This window comes from Jeongeupia sp. HS-3, assembly GCF_015140455.1.
Taxonomy (GTDB): domain Bacteria; phylum Pseudomonadota; class Gammaproteobacteria; order Burkholderiales; family Chitinibacteraceae; genus Jeongeupia.
In genome coordinates this window covers 2,103,843-2,126,296 of sequence record NZ_AP024094.1, presented here as the reverse complement: position 1 = coordinate 2,126,296, position 22,454 = coordinate 2,103,843, and the positions used below count along the sequence as shown (strand labels likewise).

General features: G+C 61.7%; 21 protein-coding genes. 14 read left to right on the top strand and 7 right to left on the bottom strand.

Features of this window, described 5'->3' with window-relative positions:
- Nucleotides 1-45: 45 nt before the first annotated feature.
- The 5 genes from JLC71_RS10140 to JLC71_RS10120 all read left to right on the top strand — a co-directional run bounded on the left by JLC71_RS10140 (nt 46) and on the right by JLC71_RS10120 (nt 4,399).
- Nucleotides 46-603, top strand: a complete 558-nt coding sequence (locus JLC71_RS10140) for a sugar O-acetyltransferase (RefSeq protein WP_200915307.1) — start codon at nt 46-48, stop codon at nt 601-603.
- Between the two features lie 295 nt (nt 604-898).
- A complete protein-coding gene (locus tag JLC71_RS10135) occupies nt 899-1,615 on the top strand; it encodes an ABC transporter permease (RefSeq protein WP_200915306.1) in 717 nt (238 codons plus the stop codon).
- Between the two features lie 63 nt (nt 1,616-1,678).
- Nucleotides 1,679-2,587, top strand: a complete 909-nt coding sequence (locus tag JLC71_RS10130) for a glycine betaine ABC transporter substrate-binding protein (protein WP_200915305.1) — start codon at nt 1,679-1,681, stop codon at nt 2,585-2,587.
- A gap of 10 nt (nt 2,588-2,597) precedes the next feature.
- Nucleotides 2,598-3,257, top strand: coding sequence for an ABC transporter permease (locus JLC71_RS10125; RefSeq protein WP_200915304.1), 660 nt, complete (start codon nt 2,598-2,600; stop codon nt 3,255-3,257).
- Nucleotides 3,257-4,399, top strand: coding sequence for an osmoprotectant ABC transporter ATP-binding protein OsmV (locus tag JLC71_RS10120; RefSeq protein WP_200915303.1), 1,143 nt, complete (start codon nt 3,257-3,259; stop codon nt 4,397-4,399). The genes JLC71_RS10125 and JLC71_RS10120 overlap by 1 nt, the downstream gene beginning before the upstream one ends.
- Before the next feature lie 58 nt (nt 4,400-4,457).
- On the opposite strand, the gene JLC71_RS10115 is transcribed toward JLC71_RS10120, so the two are convergent.
- Nucleotides 4,458-5,072 carry a glutathione S-transferase gene (locus JLC71_RS10115; RefSeq protein ID WP_200915302.1) on the bottom strand — a complete coding sequence of 205 codons (615 nt, stop codon included), beginning with the start codon at nt 5,070-5,072 and terminating at the stop codon, nt 4,458-4,460.
- A gap of 105 nt (nt 5,073-5,177) precedes the next feature.
- Entirely contained in the window at nt 5,178-6,953 is a 1,776-nt protein-coding gene (locus tag JLC71_RS10110) for an ABC transporter transmembrane domain-containing protein (protein WP_236250859.1), read from the bottom strand.
- Between the two features lie 189 nt (nt 6,954-7,142).
- Between JLC71_RS10110 and JLC71_RS10105 the strand changes: the two genes are divergently transcribed.
- Nucleotides 7,143-8,021, top strand: a complete 879-nt coding sequence (locus tag JLC71_RS10105) for a lipid A biosynthesis lauroyl acyltransferase (protein WP_200915300.1) — start codon at nt 7,143-7,145, stop codon at nt 8,019-8,021.
- A gap of 75 nt (nt 8,022-8,096) precedes the next feature.
- Here JLC71_RS10105 and aceB read toward each other — a convergent pair whose 3' ends face one another.
- Nucleotides 8,097-9,692, bottom strand: a complete 1,596-nt coding sequence (gene aceB / locus JLC71_RS10100; RefSeq protein ID WP_200915299.1) for a malate synthase A — start codon at nt 9,690-9,692, stop codon at nt 8,097-8,099.
- Between the two features lie 116 nt (nt 9,693-9,808).
- Between aceB and JLC71_RS10095 the strand changes: the two genes are divergently transcribed.
- Both JLC71_RS10095 and JLC71_RS10090 read left to right on the top strand, forming a co-directional pair.
- The gene (locus JLC71_RS10095) at nt 9,809-10,705 is read left to right on the top strand and encodes a LysR family transcriptional regulator (protein WP_200915298.1); all 897 of its coding nucleotides are present in this window, start codon (nt 9,809-9,811) and stop codon (nt 10,703-10,705) included.
- 66 nt (nt 10,706-10,771) lie between these two features.
- Nucleotides 10,772-12,019 carry an ion channel protein gene (locus tag JLC71_RS10090; RefSeq protein ID WP_236250858.1) on the top strand — a complete coding sequence of 416 codons (1,248 nt, stop codon included), beginning with the start codon at nt 10,772-10,774 and terminating at the stop codon, nt 12,017-12,019.
- Between the two features lie 57 nt (nt 12,020-12,076).
- Here JLC71_RS10090 and JLC71_RS10085 read toward each other — a convergent pair whose 3' ends face one another.
- Entirely contained in the window at nt 12,077-13,327 is a 1,251-nt protein-coding gene (locus JLC71_RS10085) for an MFS transporter (RefSeq protein ID WP_200915297.1), read from the bottom strand.
- 176 nt (nt 13,328-13,503) lie between these two features.
- On the opposite strand from JLC71_RS10085, the gene JLC71_RS10080 reads away from it, so the two are divergent.
- A complete protein-coding gene (locus tag JLC71_RS10080; RefSeq protein ID WP_200915296.1) occupies nt 13,504-13,863 on the top strand; it encodes a 5-carboxymethyl-2-hydroxymuconate Delta-isomerase in 360 nt (119 codons plus the stop codon).
- 163 nt (nt 13,864-14,026) lie between these two features.
- Here JLC71_RS10080 and aceA read toward each other — a convergent pair whose 3' ends face one another.
- A complete protein-coding gene (aceA, locus tag JLC71_RS10075; protein WP_200915295.1) occupies nt 14,027-15,307 on the bottom strand; it encodes an isocitrate lyase in 1,281 nt (426 codons plus the stop codon).
- Nucleotides 15,308-15,565: 258 nt separating this feature from the next.
- Here aceA and grpE point away from each other — a divergent pair, with 258 nt between their 5' ends.
- The 3 genes from grpE to dnaJ all read left to right on the top strand — a co-directional run bounded on the left by grpE (nt 15,566) and on the right by dnaJ (nt 19,599).
- Complete coding sequence (grpE, locus tag JLC71_RS10070) at nt 15,566-16,111, top strand: nucleotide exchange factor GrpE (protein ID WP_200915294.1); 546 nt, start codon at nt 15,566-15,568, stop codon at nt 16,109-16,111.
- Between the two features lie 349 nt (nt 16,112-16,460).
- On the top strand, nt 16,461-18,386 hold the full coding sequence (dnaK, locus tag JLC71_RS10065) for a molecular chaperone DnaK (protein ID WP_200915293.1): 1,926 nt from the start codon (nt 16,461-16,463) through the stop codon (nt 18,384-18,386).
- A gap of 79 nt (nt 18,387-18,465) precedes the next feature.
- Nucleotides 18,466-19,599 (top strand): molecular chaperone DnaJ, encoded by a 1,134-nt coding sequence (gene dnaJ / locus JLC71_RS10060; protein ID WP_200915292.1) that lies wholly within the window; start codon nt 18,466-18,468, stop codon nt 19,597-19,599.
- A 173-nt stretch (nt 19,600-19,772) separates the two neighbouring features.
- On the opposite strand, the gene JLC71_RS10055 is transcribed toward dnaJ, so the two are convergent.
- Entirely contained in the window at nt 19,773-20,120 is a 348-nt protein-coding gene (locus JLC71_RS10055) for a DUF4870 domain-containing protein (protein WP_200915291.1), read from the bottom strand.
- A gap of 73 nt (nt 20,121-20,193) precedes the next feature.
- Nucleotides 20,194-21,318, bottom strand: coding sequence for an ABC transporter substrate-binding protein (locus tag JLC71_RS10050; RefSeq protein ID WP_200915290.1), 1,125 nt, complete (start codon nt 21,316-21,318; stop codon nt 20,194-20,196).
- A gap of 149 nt (nt 21,319-21,467) precedes the next feature.
- On the opposite strand from JLC71_RS10050, the gene coaD reads away from it, so the two are divergent.
- Together coaD and JLC71_RS10040 are read left to right on the top strand one after the other, a co-directional pair.
- Nucleotides 21,468-21,962, top strand: coding sequence for a pantetheine-phosphate adenylyltransferase (gene coaD / locus JLC71_RS10045; RefSeq protein WP_200915289.1), 495 nt, complete (start codon nt 21,468-21,470; stop codon nt 21,960-21,962).
- A 160-nt stretch (nt 21,963-22,122) separates the two neighbouring features.
- The gene (locus JLC71_RS10040) at nt 22,123-22,338 is read left to right on the top strand and encodes a hypothetical protein (protein WP_200915288.1); all 216 of its coding nucleotides are present in this window, start codon (nt 22,123-22,125) and stop codon (nt 22,336-22,338) included.
- The last annotated feature ends 116 nt before the right edge of the window (nt 22,339-22,454 follow it).

The following is a 22,454-nucleotide window of genomic DNA, read 5'->3' as shown; positions in this document are numbered from 1 at the left end:
GCTGCGCGGTAAGCTGTCTGCTTCTCAATGTGCGGAGCCGTGCCGATGACCGAACTCGATAAACTGCTGGCCGGGGAACCGTTCGATTTCTTTGCGCCCGAGATGGTCGCGATGCGCAAGAACACCGAGCGTCTGCTTCGGCAGATCGCCAACACCGATTCGGAGCAGCAGGCACCGCTGATGCGTGAACTCTTCGGTGCGCTGGGCGAGGACAGCTGGGTGCGAGCACCGTTGTTCTGCGAGTATGGCAAGACGATCCGTATCGGCAGCCATACCTTCCTCAACGCTGGCGTCACCTTCCTCGACGGCACGGCGATCACCATTGGCGACAACGTGCTGGTCGGCCCGAACGTGCAGTTCTATGGTGCGAGTCACCCGATCGACCACCTTGCACGACGCGACTGGACAGCGCGCTGGAAGCCGATTTTCATCGATGATGACGTGTGGATCGGCGGCAATGCCGTCATTTGTCAGGGGGTGACCATCGGCGCGCGTTCCATCGTCGGCGCCGGTGCGGTGGTGCTCAAGGACGTGCCGCCCGATACCATCGTCGGCGGCAATCCGGCCCGGATCATCCGTCGTATCGACGAGAACGACCGCTGATTCCGGCGGTCACAACCGGCTTTTTACCGGGCATAGAAGCAAAAGTATTTGGTTTGTAATGCCCGGTAACAAAGTGTTATAAGTATAAGCCTCAGTCAGACGGCGCCTTCGCGCCACTCAATCTGGCGGCCGTTTCGCGGCCGCTATTCGCGTCCCCGGCCGCCGCCGGGCTCTTGGGCGCACCGGGTTCGACGCCATGTCGAACACCTTCGTAAGGCAGCTCTCTAGTTGTCGCGATCATTACAGCGAATCGCTGTCGGTCTTGTGCCGGCATGTTTTTCGCCAAGGAGGACGCATGCACAAAAGAGCGTTATTCAAGCGCATCAGTATCGGGCTCGTATTGACCACGGCGGCTTTGGCCGCACTGGTCTACGGCATCGGCCCGGCCGTGCTCTCGGAATACCGGGAAGATCTCGTTTACCTCGGGCAGCAACATCTTTACCTCGTGGGCGTCTCGATGGCGCTGGCGCTGGCGGTCGGCTTGCCCAGCGGCATTTTTCTGAGTCGTTCATCGGTCAAGCGCTACGCCGAACACGGCATGCAGGTGTTCAACATCGGTAACACGCTGCCGCCGATGGCGGTATTGGCACTGGCGATGGTCGTCGTCGGCATCGGTGACAAGCCAGCCATCGTCGCGCTGTTTCTCGCATCGCTGCTGCCCATTGTTCGCAATACGTTTGTTGGCCTGTCCGGGCTGTCTCCGGCGCTGATCGAAGCGGCCAATGCGCTGGGCATGACCCCAATGCAACGGTTGTGGCGGGTCGAGTTGCCCAATGCCTTGCCGGTGATCTTGTCCGGCGTGCGCATCGCGCTGGCGATCAATGTCGGGACGGTACCGCTGGCCTTCCTGATCGGCGCCAGCAGTTACGGCGAGCTGATCTTCCCGGGCATCTACCTCAATAACCACGTTGCCCTGCTGCTGGGCGCATTGGGTACGGCGCTGATCGCGCTGGTGCTCGATCTGCTGGTTGCAAGCCTGGGCAAGCTCATGAGCCCGCGCGGCGTCGCCTGATGCCCGTGTAATCCCCTGTCACCCGCTGTGGTTTCAAGCGGGCCACAACAAGGAGGACGCTTTATGACGATTCTTTCGTCACTTTCCAAACGACTACAGCATGTATTGGCCGCCACACTGCTGCTGATCACCGTGCCGGCCATGGCCACCAATCTGGTGCTGGGCAGCAAGAACTTCACCGAGCAGCACATGTTGTCCTCGTTGACCGCGCAATACCTTGGTGCCAAGGGCTACAAGGTCGAGCAGAAGGGTGATCTGGCGACCATCATCATGCGCAACGCGCTGGAGAATAAACAGCTCGATCTGGTGTGGGATTACACCGGTACCGCGCTGATCATTTACAACCATATCAACGAACGCATGAGCGATGCCGACGCCTACGCGACCGTCAAACGCATTGACGCCGCCAAAGGTCTGGTCTGGCTCAACCCGGCACCGCTGAACAATACCTATGCGCTGGCGATGAAGCGCGAACGTGCCGAGGCCGAGGGTATCCGCTCGGTGTCCGATCTGGTCGCGAAGATGGATGCCGCCAAGGCCGCCAAGCCGTGGCAACTGGGTTTCGACATGGAGTTTGCCGGACGTCCGGACGGCCTCAAGCCGATGCAGGCGCTCTACAAGCTTGAGCTGACGCGGCCACAGATCCGCCAGATGGATCCGGGTCTCGTCTACAACGCGATCCGTGACGGCTTTGTCGATGCCGGTCTGGTGTACACCACCGATGGACGGGTCAAGGGTTTCGATCTGCTGGTGCTCGACGATGATCTGGGTTACTTCCCGAGCTATGCGGCAACGCCGGTGGTGCGTGCCGAGGTGCTGGCGAAAAATCCGGGCCTTGCCGATGACCTGAATGCGCTCTCGGCGCTGATCGACAACGACACCATGTCGGCGCTGAATGCCGCGGTCGATATCGATCATCGGCCGGTCGCCGAAGTCGCCGCCGAATTCCTGCGCCAGCACGGCCTGATCTAAGGGAGGCGGCATGGATATATTGAATCAAACACTGGCCTATATCTGGCAGAACCTGCCCGTCATCCTCGGGCTGACCCGCCAGCATCTGACCCTGGTCGGCATCGCTGTCGGTCTGGCGGTCTTGGTTGGCGTGCCGCTGGGCGTGCTGATCGTGCGCTTCAAGTCGCTCGCCAGCGTGGTCCTGAGCCTGGCAACCATCGTGCTGACGATCCCGGCGATTGCGCTGTTCGGGCTGATGATTCCGGTGTTTTCGCTGATCGGCCAGGGCATCGGCGCGGTACCGGCGATCACCGCGGCCTTTCTGTATTCGCTGCTGCCTATCGTGCGCAATACGCATACCGCGCTGACCCACCTTGACGCCGGGGTGCGCGAAGCCGGTCGCGGGCTTGGCCTGACCTTCTGGCAACGGTTGCGCTGGGTCGAACTGCCGCTGGCGGTGCCGCTGATCTTCGGCGGCATCCGTACCGCCGTCGTCCTCAATATCGGCGTGATGGCGATTGCCGCCATCGTCGGCGCCGGCGGGCTGGGCACGCTGATCTTGCACGGCATCAGCCAGAGCGATATCCGCAAGCTGATCGCCGGCGCGGTGATCGTGAGCGTGCTCGCCGTCGTGATGGACCAGGTGCTGCTTCGTTTGCAGCGTGTACTGACCCCGAAAGGAATTCGCTGATGATTGAACTGAAAAACCTCTGCAAACAATTCGTACAAAAGAACGGTAAGCCGTTCAATGCGGTCGACAACGTCAATCTCGTGGTGCCTGAGGGCGAAATCTGCGTGCTACTCGGCCCGTCGGGCTGCGGCAAGACCACGACGATGAAGATGATCAACCGGCTGATCGAGCCGACCTCGGGCCAAGTGCTGATCAATGGCGAAGACACCGCCGGCATCGATACCGTGACCTTGCGGCGGAATATCGGCTATGTGATCCAGCAGATCGGCCTGTTCCCGAACATGACGATCGAGGACAACATCACCGTGGTGCCGCGCATGCTCGGCTGGAACAAAAAGCGCTGTCGCGAACGTGCGCGCGAGCTGATGAGCATGGTCGCGCTCGACCCCGACCGCTTTTTGCACCGCTACCCGAAGGAAATGTCCGGCGGCCAGCAGCAACGGATCGGCGTGATCCGCGCGCTGGCGGCCGATGCGCCGGTGCTCTTGATGGATGAACCGTTCGGCGCGGTCGACCCGATCAACCGCGAGCAGATCCAGAACGAATTCCTGCTGATGCAGCGCCAGCTCGGCAAGACGGTGATGCTGGTCAGCCACGATATCGACGAGGCGATCAAGCTCGGTGACCGGATCGCCGTGTTCCGTCAGGGCAAGATCGTCCAGTGCGCCACGGCTGACGAGATCCTCGCCAAACCCGCCGATGATTTCGTCGCGTCCTTTGTCGGCCACGACCGCACGCTGAAGCGCCTGCTGCTGGTGCAGGCTGGGGACGTCGCCGACGGCCAGGAAACCCAGACCGCGACGCTGGATACCCCGCTGACCACCGCCTTCGGCGTGATGGACGACAACGATCTGCGTTATCTGACCGTGGTCGATACCGACGGCAAGCCGCTCGGTTATGTGAAGCGCAAGGAAGCCAAGGGGATGGACGGCGTCTGCGGCGACCGCTTGACGCCGATCACGATCACCTCTGCGCCCGATGAAAACCTGCGCGTGGTGCTGTCGAAACTGTACGAGCACAACCTGACGTGGATGCCGGTGCTGGATGCCGACGGCCGCTACAACGGCGAAGTCTCGCAAGACTATATCGCCAGCTTCCTCAACTCGGGCAAGACGCGCGGGCGCAAGTCCGTCGCTGCGTGACGGGGTCTTGACCATAAAAAAGGGCGCCAGTGGCGCCCTTTTTTACGTGCCGCTGCGATCAGACCGGTAGTGGCGGCCTGGTGTCGCCGAAGGACGCGCGGACGTCGAGGCGCGTGCGCAACTCGGCCAGATTCGGGTGCCGGCTGGCCCAATCGAGCTCGGAGAAGCGCAAATCGAGGTAGCCGAGCATGCAGCCGACGGCGACGTCGGCCAGTGTGAATGCATCGCCAACACACCATTTGCGGTCGGCAAGGTCGGTGGCGACGCACTCGAGGCCGCGATCGATCTTGGCCTGCTGCCTGGCGATCCAGTCGGCGCTCTGCTGCTCGACCGGGCGGCGTTTTTCCATCACGATCAGCACCGCCGCATCGGCAATGCCGTCGGCGAGCGCTTCCCAGCGCTTGACGTTGATCGCTTGGCGGTGCTCGGCCGGAATCAGCTTGCTGACCGGCGAAATCTGGTCGAGGTAGTCGACGATGACGCTCGAATCGTACAGCGGCCTGCCATCGTCGAGCAGCAGCACCGGCACCTTGCCGAGCGGGTTGAGCGTCGCGATCTGGTTGTCCGGGTTGAGCGGCGAGTCTTCGACCAACTGATAGTCGATGTGCTTTTCGGCCAGAACCACGCGAACCTTGCGGCCGAACGGGCTGGTGAGCGGGCTGATCAGTTTCATGGATGAGACACGCAAGAAGGAAGGCGAGCTGATTCTAATCGGCCGGAAGCACTTCGGCCATTAGGGTTGTTTGCAAGCAACACATCAGTATTGCGTATATTCGAGTCAGCTTACGGCGGCGTCGGACACCCGCGCGGCGTCGGCGAATTGCAGCGCGGCGAGCTGGGCATACAAGGGCGAGCTGTGTAGCAGATCGGCATGCCGGCCCTGCGCGACGATGCGGCCGTGTTCGAGCACGATGATCCGGTCGGCTTCCAGTACCGTCGCCAGCCGGTGCGCGATCACCAGGGTGGTGCGGTTGTGCGCGGCGTTGTCGAGCGCCTGTTGCACCAGGCGCTCGCTGGCGGCGTCGAGCGCGCTGGTGGCCTCGTCGAGCAGCAACACCGGCGGATTCTTGAGGATGGCGCGGGCAATCGCGATGCGCTGGCGCTGGCCGCCCGAGAGCCGCACGCCGCGCTCGCCCAGGAAGGTGTCGTAGCCCTGCGGCAGTTCGGCGATAAAGTCGGCCGCCGCGGCCATCTCGGCGGCACGTTTGACCTCATCCAGGCTCGCGTCCAGCCGGCCGTAGCGGATATTGTCGGCCACGCTGCCGGCGAAAATCACCGATTCCTGCAGTACCACGCCGATGTGCTCGCGCAGCGTTGCCAGCGAGAGTTGCCGGGTATCGACGCCGTTCAGTCGCACCTGGCCCTGCTGCGGATCGTAAAAGCGCAGCAAGAGCTGAAACAGCGTGGTCTTGCCGGCGCCAGACGGGCCGACCAGCGCGATGTGCTCGCCGGGGCGAATCTGCAGCGCCAGCCCGGCCAGTGCCGGCGTCTCGGGGCGCGAGGGGTAGGCAAAGTCGATCGCGTCGAACTGGATGCCGAGGTCGTTGTCCGGCAGCGCCACGGGCGCCGCGGCCTCGTGCACCGGCGAGCGTGAACCCAAGAGCTGCAGCAATCGTTCGGTCGCCCCGGCCGCGCGTTGCAGATCGCCCCAGACTTCGGCAATCGCGCCGACCGCGCCGGCGGTAACCACCGCGTAGAGAATGAACTGCGACAGCTCGCCAGCGCTCATCGTCCCGGCGAGCACCGCTTGGGCGCCGAGCCAGAGCACGAACACCACGGCGGCGAACATCAGCACGATGACCATCGCGGTGAGCCAGGCGCGGGCGCGAATACGGGCCAGCGCGGTGCCGAAAGCGTTTTCGACTGCGCCGATAAAGCGGCGCGCCTCGTACGGTTCCTGCGTGAACGACTGCACCGTCGGCATGGCGTTGAGTACCTCGCCGGCCAGCGCGCTGGCGTCGGCGACGCGATCCTGGCTGGCCTTGGAGAGTTTGCGCACGCACCGCCCGAACACCATGATCGGCACGATCACCACCACCAGCGTGGCGAGGATATAGCCCGACAGCACCGGGCTGGTGACGATCAGCATCGCCATGCCACCGCTGAGCAGGAAGAAGTTGCGCAGCCCCATCGACAGGCTGGTGCCGACGACGGTCTGGATCAGCGTGGTATCGGTGGTCAGCCGCGAGAGCACCTCGCCGGTCTGCGTGGTCTCGAAAAATTGCGGACTCATCCCGAGCACGTGTTCGTACACCGCGCGGCGTAAATCGGCGGTGACGCGCTCGCCCAGCCATGACACCAGATAAAAACGCAGCGACGTCGCCGCCGCCAGCACCAGCGATACGGCGAACAGCGCGAGAAAATAACGGTCGATCTGACCACGGTGCCCGGCCGAGAAGCCAAGGTCGATCAGGTAACGGAACGCCACCGGCAGCGTCAGCGTCGCCGCAGCGGCGACCGTGAGCGTGGCGAATGCCAGCAGCCAGCGGCCAAGGTAGGGGCGCAGGAAGGGCATTAGGGCAAGAAGTGGCGTGATGCGGCGGGAATCGGTCATTTCGCGGTTCTGGCTCGGGGGGCGTGTGAGCATGATCGGCGATTTTGGCGTCGAGCGGGGGGATGTGAAGCGAACCGGCTGGCGGGTTTAGACCATTTAGTCCGCTATCGCAAGCCGATAGTGCGTATGCTGGCCGCGCTCCGTCCTGGCTTGGCGGTTCCGATGTAGCCGCCTTGGGAAATGGACTGCGTGATACGCAAAATTGGTTTTTATCTGAGTCTGGGTTTGCTGCGTCTGATGGGCTGTTTGCCCTACGGCCTTGTGGCGCGTTTGGGCGACGGGCTGGGTGTGCTGCTGTACTGCTTGCCGTTCTCGCGCAAGCGCGTGGTGCATACCAATGTGCGCCTGTGTTTTCCGGAAATGGATGCCGAAGCGCGCGAAGCGCTGGCGCGCGAACATATCCGCCATGTGGTTCGCAGTTATCTGGAGCGCGGTTTCCAGTGGTTCGGCAACGCCAAAAAAATGCAGCAACTGATTGCGCTCGATAGCGCCATTGATCTGCACGACCCCAACGCACCACCGACGATTTTCCTCGGCTTTCACTTTGTCGCGATCGAAGCCGGGTCGATGCGTTATTCATCACAGTGGCCGGTCGCATCGTTGTACACGCCGATGTCGAACCCGTTCTTTAATGCGCTGGCCAAGACGCAACGCGGTCGTTTCGGTGCTGAAATGATTTCCCGCGCCGACAGCGCTCGCGCTTCGCTCGAATGCCTGCGCCGCGGCGTGCCGGTGATGCTCGCGGCCGATATGGATTTTGGCGTGCTCAACTCTGCCTTCGTGCCGTTTTTCGGCGTCCAGGCGTGCACGCTGACCTCGGTGTCGCGGCTGGCGAAAATCAGCGGCGCCCGTGTCGTGCCCTTTGTGACCGAAGTACTGCCCGATTACCGTGGCTACAAGCTGACCATTTTCGAGCGCTTGCCCGATTATCCGAGCGGCGACGACGCCGCCGATGCACGGCAGATGAATGCTTTTCTGGAAACGCAGGTGCGGCGTTTGCCGGCGCAATACTACTGGGTGCACAAGCGCTTCAAGCATCGGCCAGCCGGCGAGGCCTCGGTGTATTAGTCGCATTCCTGAATAGCAAAACGGCACCCGAGGGTGCCGTTTTGTCTTTGAGCGCTCGTGCGTGGAACCTGTCTCTTAGAGCTTTTCGTACAGCGGCAGGGTCAGGAACTCGGCGAAATCGTCGCTGGTGCTCATGGTTTCGAAGATCTGCGCCGCTTGGGTGTACGGCATGGTGCCGAAGGTGGCGTCGCCGTGTTCGGCGCGGATCGCCTCGAGCACTTCCGGGATCATGCCGCGCACCATGTCGGCGGTGACCTTGCGGCCGTCTTCAAGCACGCCCTTCGGGGTACGAATCCATTGCCATACCTGTGAGCGGCTGATTTCGGCGGTCGCGGCGTCTTCCATCAGGTTGTGGATCGGCACGCAGCCATTGCCGGCGAGCCAGGAGCCCAGATACTGGATACCGACGTCGATGTTCATCCGCAAACCGGCCTCGGTGATCGGCGCTTCCGGCTGGAAATTGAGTAGATCGGCGGCGGTGACGGCGACATCGGGGCGCTGCTTGTGGAACTGGTTGGGCTTGTCGCCAAGCACCTTGACCCATTCTTCCATCGCGATCGGCACCAGCCCCGGATGGGCGACCCAGCCGCCGTCGAAGCCGTCGCCGGCGTCGCGCGTTTTGTCGGCGCGTACCGCGGCCATCGCCTTGTCGTTGGCTTCCGGGTCGTTCTTGATCGGAATCAGCGCGCTCATGCCGCCGATCGCCGGGGCACCGCGCTTGTGGCAGGTCTTGACCAGATTGAGTGCGTAAGCGCGCATGAACGGCACCGTCATGGTGATCTGCGCGCGGTTGGCGAGACAGAAGTCGCGGTCGGCCTTGAACTTCTTGATGCAGCTGAAGATGTAGTCCCAGCGCCCGGCGTTGAGCCCGGCCGAGTGATTGCGCAGCTCGTAGAGGATTTCTTCCATCTCGAACGCGGCGAGAATGGTTTCGATCAGCACGGTCGCCTTGATCGTGCCTTGTGGGATACCGAGTTCGTCCTGCGCCAGCACGAAGGCGTCGTTCCACAGCCGCGCTTCAAGGTGCGACTCCATTTTTGGCAGGTAGAAATACGGCGCAGTGCCGCGCTCGATTTGCTCCTTGGCGTTATGGAACAGGAACAGCGCGAAGTCGAACAGGCCGCCCGAAACGCGCTGACCATCGACGGTGACGTGCTTCTCGCCCAAGTGCCAGCCGCGCGGGCGGACGATCAGCGTGGCGATCTTGGCGTTGAGCTTGTATTCCTTGCCGGCGTCGTTGCGGAAACTGATGCTGCGGCGCACTGCTTCCTTGAGGTTGATCTGGCCCTGAATCTGGTTGGCCCAGTTCGGCGTGTTCGAGTCCTCGAAGTCGGTCATATAACTGTCCGCGCCCGAGTTGAGCGCGTTGATGATCATCTTCTTCTCGACCGGGCCGGTGATTTCAACGCGGCGCAGCGCGATGTCGGCCGGGATCGGGGCGATCTGCCAGTCGCCGGTGCGGATGTGCGCGGTCTCGGCCAGAAAATCGGGGCGCTTGCCGGCATCGAGCTCCTGCTGGCGCAGCACGCGGCGGGCCAGCAGCTCCTGGCGGCGGCCTTCAAAAGCGCGGTGCAGCTTGGCGACGAAGGCCAGCGCTTCGGGCGTCAGAATGGCGGCGAATTCAGGGGAAATCGGGGCGTGGATTTCGACGCCTTGCGGAAACTGGCTCATTGCGTGCTCCTGGCTGCGGGTTTTGTAGTGGATGTTGCAGTGCACCCAGTCTAGTCGGCGCTCCCGCGATAAAAAAGCCCTAGAATGCGATAGCTTCTTTTACTTTTGAGTACATAGTGGACGCACTCAAACAGCTACAAACCTTCATTGCAGTCGTCAATCACGGCAGCCTGTCGGCGGCGGCCCGCGACGAGGGCGTGGTGCCGGCGGTGATCGGCCGACGTCTGGATGCGCTGGAGGAGCGGCTGGGGGCGAAGCTCTTGGTGCGCACGACGCGGCGGATCACGCTGACGCAGGAAGGCAGCATTTTTTTTGAAGATGGCCAGCGCATCGTCGCCGAGCTCGAAGAAGCCGAAGCGGCGGTGGGTTCGGGCAGCGCCCGCGTGCGCGGGCATCTGCGCGTGAGCGCGCCGGCGGGCTTCGGCCGCCGGCATGTGGCGCCGCATATTGCGACCTTCCAGCGCGCCCATCCCGAGCTGAAGGTGACGCTGGATTTATCCGACCGGCTGGTCGATCTGCTCGGCGAGCGCGTCGATTGCGCGATCCGCATCAGCGAGCTGGCCGATTCCAGCCTGGTGGCGGTGCGCCTCGCCGAGAACCGCCGCGTCGTCGTCGCCGCGCCAAGCTATCTGGCCGAGCGCGGCATTCCCAAAGTCCCGGATGATCTGGCCCGTTTCGATTGCCTGTCGCTCGGCGCCAGCCAGAGCCGCGGCTGGACGTTTCGCGTCGATGGCCGCTTGGTCAACTGGCGGGTACAGGGGCTGCTCGAATGCAACGACGGCGCGGTGTTGCACGAGTGGGCATTGAAGGGGTACGGGCTGGCGTGGCGCTCGTTGTGGGAGGTCAAGGACGATCTCTCCGATGGCCGCCTGGCGACGGTGCTCGACGCCTACTCGTCGCCCGATTACCCGGTGTACGCGGTGATGCCGCAGCGCAAGCACCTGCCGCAACGGGTAAGGCGCTTTGTCGACCATCTCAAGGCGGTGTACGCGGCGCCGGGCTACTGGGACTGAAGGCGGCCGGCGCCTGTGGCAGACTTGGGCGGCATTCAACATCAATATATAGAAGAGAGATTTATCTTGGATCCGCGCGCGCGTTCGATGCTCAGGCTGGCCTTGCCGGCGCTGCTGATCGGTATTGCCTCCAGTGTGGTGCTGGTCGTCGTGGTCGGTCTCGCGGCGCAGTTGCAGCGGCTGGCGTGGGTGGTCTTGCCGCACGGGCTGGGCATTACACCCAATACGCCGTGGTGGACGATGGCGATGCTGACGCTGACCGGTGTCGCCGTCGGGGCGATCGTTCGCTACGCACCGGGCCACGCCGGCCCCGATCCGGCGACCGAAGGGCTGATCGGCCCGCCGCTGGCGCCGGCCGTGCTGCCGGGCCTGCTGGCCGCCTTGGTGCTCGGGCTGGCCGGCGGCGTATCGCTGGGCCCGGAAAACCCGATCACCGCGATCAATATCGCCCTTGCCGTCGCCTTGGGGCGGCTGCTGCTGCCTGGTATTGCCGTCGCCGAGTGGGTGACCCTGGCCGCGGCCGGCACCATAGGCGCGCTGTTCGGCACGCCGGTGGCGGCGGCGCTGATCCTGTCGCAGACCGTCGGCAGCGATGCCGAGCGGCCGCTGTGGGATCGACTGTTCGCGCCGCTGGTCGCCGCCGGCGCCGGGGCGATGACGACGGCGCTGATGGTGCAGCCCGATTTCTCGGTGCCACTGCCGGCTTATCGCGGCGCGCAATTGCTCGATCTGCTTAGCGGCAGCGTGGTGGTGGTGGTCGCCGTGCTGCTTGGCCTCGCGGCGGTCTGGCTCTTCCCGCGTTTGCATCGCGGGTTTCAAACGCTCAAACATCCGGTATTGATGCTCGGATGCGGCGGATTCCTGCTCGGCCTGCTGGGTGTGCTTGGCGGTGAGGTCACGCTGTTCAAGGGCCTGGCCGAGATGAAATATCTGACGCTCACGGCCGCCGATCGTGGTGTTCCGGGGCTGATGCTGGCACTGCTGTGCAAGCTCGCCGCGCTGCTGATCGCCGCCGCCTGCGGCTTTCGCGGCGGACGCATTTTTCCGGCGGTGTTCATCGGCGTCGCGCTCGGTTTGCTGATGCACGCGCTGCTGCCGATGGTGCCGGCGTCGCTGGCGGTGGCCTGCGCGATTCTGGGTCTGGTGCTGGTGGTGACGCGCGATGGTTGGCTCAGCCTGTTCATGGCCGCCGCGGTCGTGCCCGATCTGCGCTTGTTGCCGGTGCTGTGCATCGTCATTCTGCCGGCGTGGCTGCTGCTCGCCGGCAGGCCGCTGATGCTGATCCGGCACCGCGCAGAATCGGCTGCCCAGTAAAACGCCCCATGACCCGGCGAACCGGATGATGGGGCGTATGAGTCGACGCAGCGGGCCTTACTTCGAGGCCGTCTCCTTGGTGAAGGACAGCAGCAGCGCGGCAACGCCGAGTCCGAGCAGGATGGGCAGCGTGGCCTGCTGGAACTGATGCACGCTGATGAGCTTGTGCGTGGCCGGATCGGTGGCGACATCCTTGACCAGTTCGGCGACGCCGGTCGAAATCAGAAAACCGATGCCGAACACCCATGCATTTTGCACCCCGGATGCGGTGCCGCTGAGTGCATTGTCGGCCGATTCCTTGGCCATCGTGTAGGTCAGCATCGCCGAGCCGGAGAGGATGCCGAACAGCAGCCCGAGGGCGAACAGCAGCTCGGTGGCCATGGTGGCGACGTCGCTGATGCGTACAAAGATGCTGATCGCCGCCATGCCGGCGATGGCAATGAACAACAGCGGTTTGCGCGCATGGATGCGGTCGGATACATAGCCGGCGAGTGGGGCACCGATCACCCAGCCGGCGCTGACCAGGGTCACAGCGGTTTTGGCGGTCGGCGTATCCAGATGGCTGAGGTTGACGAGGAAGGGCATGCCAAGCACCGATGCGGCCACCGTCGTGCCGGTGAACATGAATGCGCCGATAAAGCCGAGCCGGATCGCCTGCGGGTTCTTCAATACGGCCCACAGTGCGGCGCCGAAGGGCACGCTAGCGGTCTTGGCATCGTCCTTGCGCTTGGCAGGCATCGCCACCAGCATCAGCACCGCCAGTACCAGCCCGAACAGGCCGCAGGCGACCATGCCCGATTGCCAGTTCAGGCCGAATGCCTCGAGCAGGCTGGCCAGCGGCTGGGCGCCCAGCGCACCACCGCCCATGCCGAAGGCCTGCGACAGGCCGATGAACAGCGCCAGCACCGTGGGCGGCATCAGCGAGCCAACCAGGTAGCCGCAACCGACGAAGCCGAAGGCGCAACCGAAGCCCATCACCAGCCGGCCAGCATAGGCCAGACCGTAATGCCCGCTGGCGAACATCAGTACACCGACGCCGACGAAGATCGGCCCGGCCGGAATCACCCATTTGGCGCCGTACTTGTCCATCAGGCCGCCGGTGACCAGATTGCCGAGCCCGTAGGTCAGCATGTAGCTGCCGATCAGGCCGGCTGCGGTGCCGATTTCGATGCCCATCGATGCGGAAATACCGCCCACATACATGCCCGGCAGCGTACGCATTGCGTATAGATAGGCGTAAAAAATCGAGCAAGCCAGCCACGCCATGAGTGCTTGGGCTGGAATCTTGCTGTTTGCGGGTGTATTCATATGTTTTTGGTATCCCGAGTGGGTAAGGCTGATGTCTGCCGGGCAACTTTGCCAAGCCAGCGAATCACTTTACTGGCAAAACTGCCGGGGGCCCATTTGTCATTTTATGTCTATGTGTTGCGATGTCGCCTGGCTAGCCGGGGGCGCACGCCGATCACTACTTCAAGAGGAAAGCAATGCCGCATCTGAGTCTGGAGTACACGCAAAACCTGAACGGTTTTGACGCGGCCAAAGCGTTGCGGGGGCTGGGGCAGGCCATGTTCGATTCGGGCCTGTTTGGCGAATCGGATATCAAGAGCCGGGCGCAGTGCCTGGCGACTTATCTGATCGGCACGACCGATACCGACACCGCGTTTGCGCACGTACAAGTGTCGCTACTGAGCGGCCGCAGCGACGAGCAGAAAAAACGGCTGGGGGCGCAGCTCATTGCCGCGCTGCAAGCGACGCTGCCGGCCGGTCATGGGCCGGTGCAACTGACCGTTGACGTGCGCGATATGGATCGCGACTGCTACGCCAAGCAAGTGCTGCCGGCTTGAGTTCTGTCGAGGCATAAAAAAACCGCACGGCGGGTAGCGTGCGGGTTTTTTTATGGCTGCCATCGGCAGGCCGGTGGACGGTGTGGGAGGAGTAGGCACCGTTCCGGTCGCCAACCGTGCCCCTTGATCATGTCGGGTACGGTCTAGCCTTGCATTTCGGCACTCAGTGGAACTGTTCTTCCTCGGTCGAGCCGGTCAGCGCCGTGGTGCTGGACTGGCCTTGCTGGATCACCTGGGTCACCGAGTCGAAGTAACCGGTACCGACTTCGCGCTGGTGCTTGACCGCAGTGAAGCCACGATCGGCAGCGGCGAACTCGGCCTGTTGCAGCTCGACGAAGGCGCTCATGCCGGTACGGGCATAGCCGTGCGCCAGATTGAACATGCCGTAGTTCAGCGCATGGAAGCCGGCGAGCGTGATGAACTGGAACTTGTAGCCCATCGCACCGAGTTCCTGCTGGAATTTGGCGATGGTCGCGTCATCGAGGTTTTTCTTCCAATTGAAGCTCGGCGAACAGTTGTACGCCAGCATCTTGCCCGGGAACTTGGCATGGATCGCGGCGGCGAACTTGCGGGCGTATTCCAGATCCGGCTTGCCGGTTTCGCACCAGATCAGGTCGGCGTACGGCGCGTAGGCGAGGCCACGCGAAATCGCCTGTTCCAGACCCGGCTTGGTGCGGTAGAAGCCTTCCGGGGTGCGTTCACCGGTGCAGAACGGCTTGTCGTTGTCGTCGACATCGCTGGTCAGCAGATCGGCGGCTTCGGCGTCGGTACGCGCAACCAGAATGGTCGGCACGCCCATGACGTCGGCAGCCAGACGCGCGGCGGCGAGTTTTTCGACGGCTTCGCGCGTCGGCACCAGCACCTTGCCGCCCATGTGGCCGCATTTCTTCACCGAGGCAAGCTGGTCTTCGAAGTGCACGCCGGCGGCGCCGGCTTCGATCATGCCCTTCATCAGTTCGAACGCGTTCAGCACGCCGCCAAAACCGGCTTCGGCATCGGCCACGATCGGTGCGTAGTAATCAATGCTGTCATCGCCTTCGGCGTGGCTGATCTGGTCGGCGCGCTGGAAGGTGTTGTTGATGCGGCGCACGACCGCCGGGACCGAGTTGGCCGGATACAGCGACTGATCCGGATACATTTCTCCGGAAATATTCGCATCGGCGGCGACTTGCCAGCCCGACAGATAGATCGCCTTGAGGCCGGCCTTGACCTGCTGCATCGCCTGATTGCCGGTCAGCGCGCCAAGGGCGTGCACGTACGGCGTTTCGTTCAAGAGCTTCCAGAGGGTTTCCGAGCCGCGACGGGCCAGGGTGTGTTCAATCTGTAGTGAGCCGCGCAGTTTTTCAACATCTGCGGCGCTGTAAGTGCGCGTGATACCCTTCCAGCGCGGATTTTCCTGCCAATCTTGTGTTAATTGTGCAATGCGTTGTTCCCGTGTGGTCATCTCTCTCTCCCGCGTGGTGACTGGCATTTCTGCCTTAAAACAAAAGAAATTCAAGCACAAATTTTCTGCAGTGCAACATGATTTTGCGCTGCACCAATAAAGTGTAGTCATATAATTTTCACTACATATTGGGGCTTGCCTGTATCAAGGTGATCGTCTTGCCGTTTGGCCGTGTGATGAACGGGGAAAAGCTTGAAATATGCCCGCTTGGCCTTATATAGCGAGGCAGTCTTAATGATGTTCAGGAGTAGAGAGCCGATGTCGCAAGAAAACGAAAAACAGCCTTTGGAACAACAGTTGATGGACGAAAACGGCGCGGCATCGTCGGCCGAGGTCGTACAGGGTCTGGATCTGGACGCGCAGCTCACCGCTGCAGTCGCCGATCTGGATCGCGCTCGTCAGGACGTGCTGTACGCCAAGGCCGAGATGGATAACGTGCGCCGCCGTGCCGCCGAGGACAACGACAAGGCGCGCAAATTTGCGGTCGAGAAATTCGCGCGCGAGCTGCTGCCGGTGAAGGACGCGATGGAAATGGCGCTGCTGGATCAATCCGGCAATTTCGAGGCGCTGAAGATGGGCGTCGATCTAACGCAAAAAGCGCTGGTGTCGGCATTCGAGAAGTTTGAACTCGTCGATATCGCGCCCGCCGTTGGCGACAAGCTCGATCCGAATCTGCATCAGGCGATTTCGACCGAGCCGGCGCAGCAAGAGCCGAACACCGTTGTGCGCGTGCTGCAGAAAGGCTACAGCCTCGCCGGCCGTGTGCTGCGCCCGGCCATGGTGATTGTCGCCGCTGCGCCGTAACAGGCCTCTATCCCGGCTGTCGTCGTGGTGCGGTCAGATGCTGCGCCGTGGCAGCCGGGATCGATACGCTTCGGGTGCTTGAACTCGTGTTGTTCCAGACCCATGTGTATGGAAATGGTGTTTTCAGCAGTGCGGTTTGCCTTGCATGCCATCGTGAGCCGTTTTTGCTATGCCGTGCTTTCACGTTCGGGCGAACGAGCGGCCAGCAGGAGTAGCGCTTGCCGTTGCGGCGACCCGCGGCAAGATCAGCTCTTGAAAACCTGTCTGGCATCCCCACTTGGCTAACAAGGTTATTGATATCGACGGTCACGCCAAGGCGTGACCTGCTTAATTGGAAGGAAACAGAGAAATGGCAAAAATCATTGGTATTGACTTGGGCACCACGAACTCCTGCGTTGCGGTGTTTGAAAACGGTCAGTCGAAAGTCATCGAAAACGCCGAAGGCGCACGTACTACGCCGTCGATCATCGCGTATCAGGACGATGGCGAGATCCTTGTGGGTGCGCCGGCCAAGCGCCAGGCTGTCACCAACCCAAAGAACACGCTGTACGCGATCAAGCGTCTGATCGGCCGCAAGTTCACCGACAAGGAAGTACAGAAAGACATCGATCTGATGCCGTTCACCATCACCAAGGCCGACAACGGCGATGCTTGGGTGTCGGTGCGCGACAAGCAAATGGCGCCGCCGCAAATCTCGGCTGAAGTGCTGCGCAAGATGAAGAAGACCGCCGAAGATTACCTCGGCGAAGAAGTGACCGAAGCCGTGATCACGGTACCGGCCTATTTCAACGACAGCCAGCGCCAGGCCACCAAGGATGCAGGCCGCATCGCCGGTCTGGACGTGAAGCGCATCATCAACGAGCCGACCGCCGCAGCACTGGCGTTCGGTATGGACAAGCACGAAGGTGGCGACTCCAAGATCGCCGTGTATGACCTCGGTGGCGGTACCTTCGACATCTCGATCATCGAAATCGCCGATGTTGATGGCGACAAGCAGTTTGAAGTGCTCGCGACCAACGGCGATACCTTCCTGGGTGGCGAAGACTTCGACCAGCGCATCATCGATTACATCATTGGCGAGTTCCAGAAAGAGCAGGGCATCAATCTGAAGAACGATGTGATGGCGCTGCAACGGCTGAAGGAAGCCGCCGAAAAGGCCAAGATCGAGCTGTCGTCGGCGGTGCAAACCGAAATCAACCTGCCGTACATCACGATGGATGCAACCGGTCCGAAGCACCTGGTGCTGAAGATCACCCGCGCCAAGTTCGAATCGCTGGTTGACGATTTGATCCAGCGTTCGATCGAGCCTTGCCGCGTTGCGCTCAAGGATGCCGGCCTGAAGGTCTCGGACATTCATGACGTTATCCTCGTCGGTGGCCAGACCCGCATGCCGTTGGTGATGGAAAAGGTGAAGGAGTTCTTCGGCAAGGAAGCGCGCCGCGACGTGAACCCGGACGAAGCCGTTGCCGTCGGTGCGGCGATCCAGGGCTCGGTGCTCTCGGGCGATCGCAAGGACGTGCTGCTGTTGGACGTGACGCCGCTGTCGCTGGGTATCGAAACGCTGGGCGGCATCCTGACCAAGCTGATCCAGAAGAACACCACGATTCCGACCAAGGCATCGCAGGTGTTCTCGACCGCCGACGACAACCAGAACGCCGTGACCATCCACGTGCTGCAAGGCGAGCGTGAAAAAGCCGCGGCGAACAAGAGTCTCGGCCAGTTCAACCTGTCGGATATCCCGCCGGCGCCGCGTGGCACGCCGCAGATCGAAGTGACTTTCGATATCGACGCCAACGGCATCCTGCACGTGTCGGCCAAGGACAAGGCGACCGGCAAGGAGAACAAGATCAAGATCCAGGCAAGCTCGGGTCTGTCGGAAGACGAGATCAACCGCATGGTCAAGGATGCCGAACTGAACGCGGAAGAAGACAAGAAACTGGCCGAACTCGTCGGTGCGCGCAATCAGGGCGACGCGATGATCCATTCGGTGAAGAAATCGCTGGTCGAGTTCGGTGACAAGGTGGCCGCTGACGAGAAAGCCGCGATCGAAGCCGCGATCAAGGAACTCGAAGAGGTGGTTCAGGGCGACGACAAGGAAGTCATCGAAGCCAAGACCAACGCGCTGATGCAGGCCAGCCACAAGCTCGCCGAGCAGATGTATGCTCAGCAAGGCGGTGACGCGGCTGGCGAGCAGGCTGCTGGCGACAAGAAGGACGACGACAACGTGGTCGATGCTGAGTTCACCGAAGTCAAAGACGGCAAAGACAACAAGTAATTCGTAGCTAAAGCTTTAAAAAGGCACTTCGGCGCGCTCTGGGCGGGTCGTTGTGCCTTTTTGTTTAGGTGATATCCACATGTCCAAAAAAGATTTTTACGACGTACTCGGCGTCAATCGCGACGCGTCCGACGACGAGATCAAGAAAGCCTATCGCAAGATGGCGATGAAATTTCATCCTGACCGCAATCCGGACAGCAAGGATGCCGAGGAGAAGTTCAAGGAGGCCAAGGAGGCCTACGAGATCTTGTCCGAGCCGCAAAAGCGAGCTGCCTACGATCAGTACGGTCATGCCGGGGTCGATCCACAAGCCGGGATGGGCGGCGGTTTCGGCGGCGGTGGTACGGGCGGTTTTGCGGATGCGTTCTCCGACATCTTTGGCGATATCTTCGGCGGCGGTCAGCGTGGCGGCGGTGGGCGTTCCAACGTCTACCGTGGCGCCGATCTGCGCTACAACATGGAAATCTCGCTTGAAGAGGCCGCACGCGGCGTCGAGAAGCAGATCAAGATTCCGTCGCACGACGAGTGCGAGCTGTGCCACGGCAGCGGCGCAAAGCCGGGTACCGAAGCCAAGACCTGCCACACCTGCGGCGGCGTTGGCCAGGTGCGCGTGTCACAAGGTTTCTTCAGCATTCAGCAAACCTGCCCGACCTGCCACGGTAGCGGTAAATACATCCCCGATCCTTGCCGTAATTGCCACGGCACCGGCCGGGTACAGACGGCCAAGACGCTGGCGGTGAAGATTCCGGCGGGGGTCGACGAGGGTGATCGCATCCGTCTTTCTGGCGAAGGTGAGGCTGGCGTCAATGGTGGCCCGGCGGGTGATCTGTATGTCGTGGTGCATCTGAAAGCTCACTCGGTGTTCGAGCGCGAAGGCAATGATCTGCATTGTGAAATGCCGATCAGCATTACGGCTGCCGCACTGGGTGGCGAAATCGAGATTCCGACACTCGACAACAAGGCGCGGATTTCGATTCCGGCTGGTACGCAAACGGGGCAAGTGTTCCGGCTGCGCGGCAAGGGCATCAAGGGGGTACGCAGCGCGATCACTGGCGATTTGATGTGCCATGTGGTGCTTGAAACACCGGTGAGCCTGACCAGCCGGCAGAAGGAGCTCTTGAAGGAGTTCGAGGAAATCAGCCAGGGTGAGCCGGGCAAGCACAATCCGCGTGCCAAATCCTTCATGGATAAGGTCAAGGACTTCTTCTCCTGAGGTTTCCGGCGGCGTCTTCACCTCGCTGGCATTGTCGCTGCGCGGCTCGTGTACTTACCCATGTACACGTCGCCGCTGGCTTCGCGCCGGCGAGGTGAATACTTGCCGGAAGTGATTGCGCACGTAAAAAAGGCTGCCTTCGGGCAGCCTTTTTTACGCACTGAAACTACGACTTATTTGATCAGGCGGATGTTGAACGGCAGCGTGCACGGCTGACCGTTGCTGGCCTTGACTGCGCCGATGATGCAGAAAATCAGTTGGGCGATGAACATGATGCCCATCAGCAAAAAGCCGATCAGCACGATCGCCAGTACCTGGCCGATCAGCGTCAGCAGCAGCATGGTGATCGCCCAGTTCAGCGCCTCCTTGGCATGCTCCTGCAAGAAGGCGTCATCCTTCTTCAGCAGATAGACAATCAGCGCCGGGATGAAACTGAAGAAAATCGTGCCGATCCACACCAACACGGCGAAGGTCTGGCTGTTTTTGTCGGCGGGCGCGATGGGGCGGGGAAAGTCGGTCATGGCGGTCTCCTTGTGATTGTTGAAATGACGATGCCCCGCGAGCGGGGCATCGTCTAACGCGTTTTTATGCAAATCAGCGCGTCAGTGTACCGGTCGGCGAGATCATCGTCAGCTCGACAAAGTTGCTGCCGGTGCGCTTCTTGTCGCCAAAGTCGACGATGAAGCCGCCAAGATCGTAGCGCTTGAGCGAACTCAGGGCGTTGTATACCGCCGAGCGGGTCGGATTCTTGCCGGCGCGCTTGAGCGCTTCTACCACCAGCCTTGCCGACAGATAGCCTTCCATCACCGCATACGACGGCGTGGTGCCATCCCTGAGTACGGCTGCGGCGTCCTGCTGGAACTCGCGCACGAAGCGCAGCTGCTCGTTGCGCGGATACGGCAGGACTTCGGAGATGCCCAGGCCGTGGGCTTCCTTCTTGCCGACGGTCTGGATCACTTCCTCGAACTGGATCGGCGACAAGCCATACAGCTGTGCGGTACCGCCAGCGGCACGAAACTGTTTGACGAAGCTGGCGGCGGGCTTGGATACGGTGATCAGCACCACGGCTTCCGGATTGGCCTTGGCGAGCTCGGCAGCGGCCTTGGTGGTATCGCCGCTCTTGCGGTCGTACCACGCTTCGCCGGCGAGGGTGAGGTTGCGTTTGGCCAGCGCGTCCTTCAGTGCGCCATAGCCGGCTTGGCCGAAGCCATCCTGCTGGGCGATCACGGCAATGCGGGTCACACCAAGGTTGCCGGCGAGCAGATTGACGATATGGCCGATTTCCTGGCGATAGCTGGCGCGGGTATGAAAGACAAAGAGGCTGCTGCCCGGACTGCGCAGTGCATCGGCGCCCGAGTGCACGCCCACAAGCGGAATGCCGGCGTTGTCGAGCAGTTTGGATTTTTCCAGTTCAACGGTCGTTGCCGTGCCGTAGTACGACACCAGCGCCAGCGCACCTTCCTTGTCGATTAGCTCGCGGGTATTGGCGACGGTTCGTTTGGGATCGTAGCCATCATCGCGAACCACGTGGTTGATGGGCTCGCCGTTGATGCCGCCATTGGCATTGACGCGGGAGAAGTACAGCGAAGCACCCAGTGCCAGCGCCTTGCCGGTACTGCCGACAAGCCCGGTGATCGGAACCGATTGGCCGATCACGATATCGGCGTGGGCGAGGGGAGACAGCGCCAGTGCGGCTCCCAGCAGAAACTTGCGCAACATGGCAATCCCCTTTTTAGATATCGGGCCATCTTAAATTAGCGCGTGTCGGCAGACAAACCGGGACACGCGGGCAGCGACACGGCGCAACATAGTGGGCCAAATGCGATGTTATAGTGACGCCATCGATAACCCGGAATGGGATGACGCCCATGCGGCGAGGCGTTTACGCAGGCAGTTTTGATCCGGTTACCAACGGTCATTTGTGGATGATCGAACACGGCGTGCAGTTGTTCGACGAAATGATCATCGCGATCGGTGAAAACCCGGACAAACGCTATACCTTTTCGCAGGACGAGCGGCTGGAAATGTTGCGCGAAACCACCGCGCACTTGTCCAATCTGCGGGTGGAAACCTTCGAGAACCGCTTTCTGGTCGACTATGCCCGCGAAGAAGGTGCGCATTTCATCCTGCGCGGTATCCGCGAAGTGGCCGATTACGAGTTTGAACGCAAGATGCGCTACGTGAACGCCGATCTGGCACCGCATATTGATACGGTCTTTCTGATGCCACCGCGCGAAATCGCCGAAATCAGCTCGACCATGGTCAAGGGACTGGTCGGGCCGCAAGGCTGGGAGGGGATCGTGCGCCAGTATGTGCCGGGCGCGGTGTTCGAGCGCCTGTTGCGCTGGCAGTCCCAAGGCTGAGCGTTGGTCAAGCCGGTGCGTGATGGCGACCTTTGGTCGCCATTTCTGTTTTTGACGCCAGAATCGACCGAATATCCGAACCTGTATTATTTAACGGCACTCTTTGCGGGATGCCGTGGTCATAGCAGAACCTCAACCGAGAGGACGGAGGTCTGTAAAAATGCGCACCCTTTGGAAAGCTATTTCTTTTGTTGTGGCCATGTTGTTTTCTGCAGTGGCGTTTGCCGTTATACCTGCACCGAACGATGTCCCGACCAGCGATCATGGTACTGGTCTGGATCAGATCAACTGGCTGCACAAACAAGCCGGGCCGGGGAGCAATTCCGGCGGCAGCGGCGGTGGATTCGGCGGTGGGCACGGTGGTGGCGGGATGTAAGCGTCGAGCCTATCTTGGTAGCTAACTTCGGCAAGGCGGCCCATTGGTCGCCTTTTGCACGTCCGGTGATCCGGAGCCATCCGGTAGAATGCAGCTTTACCTAACCGCGTTGCCGT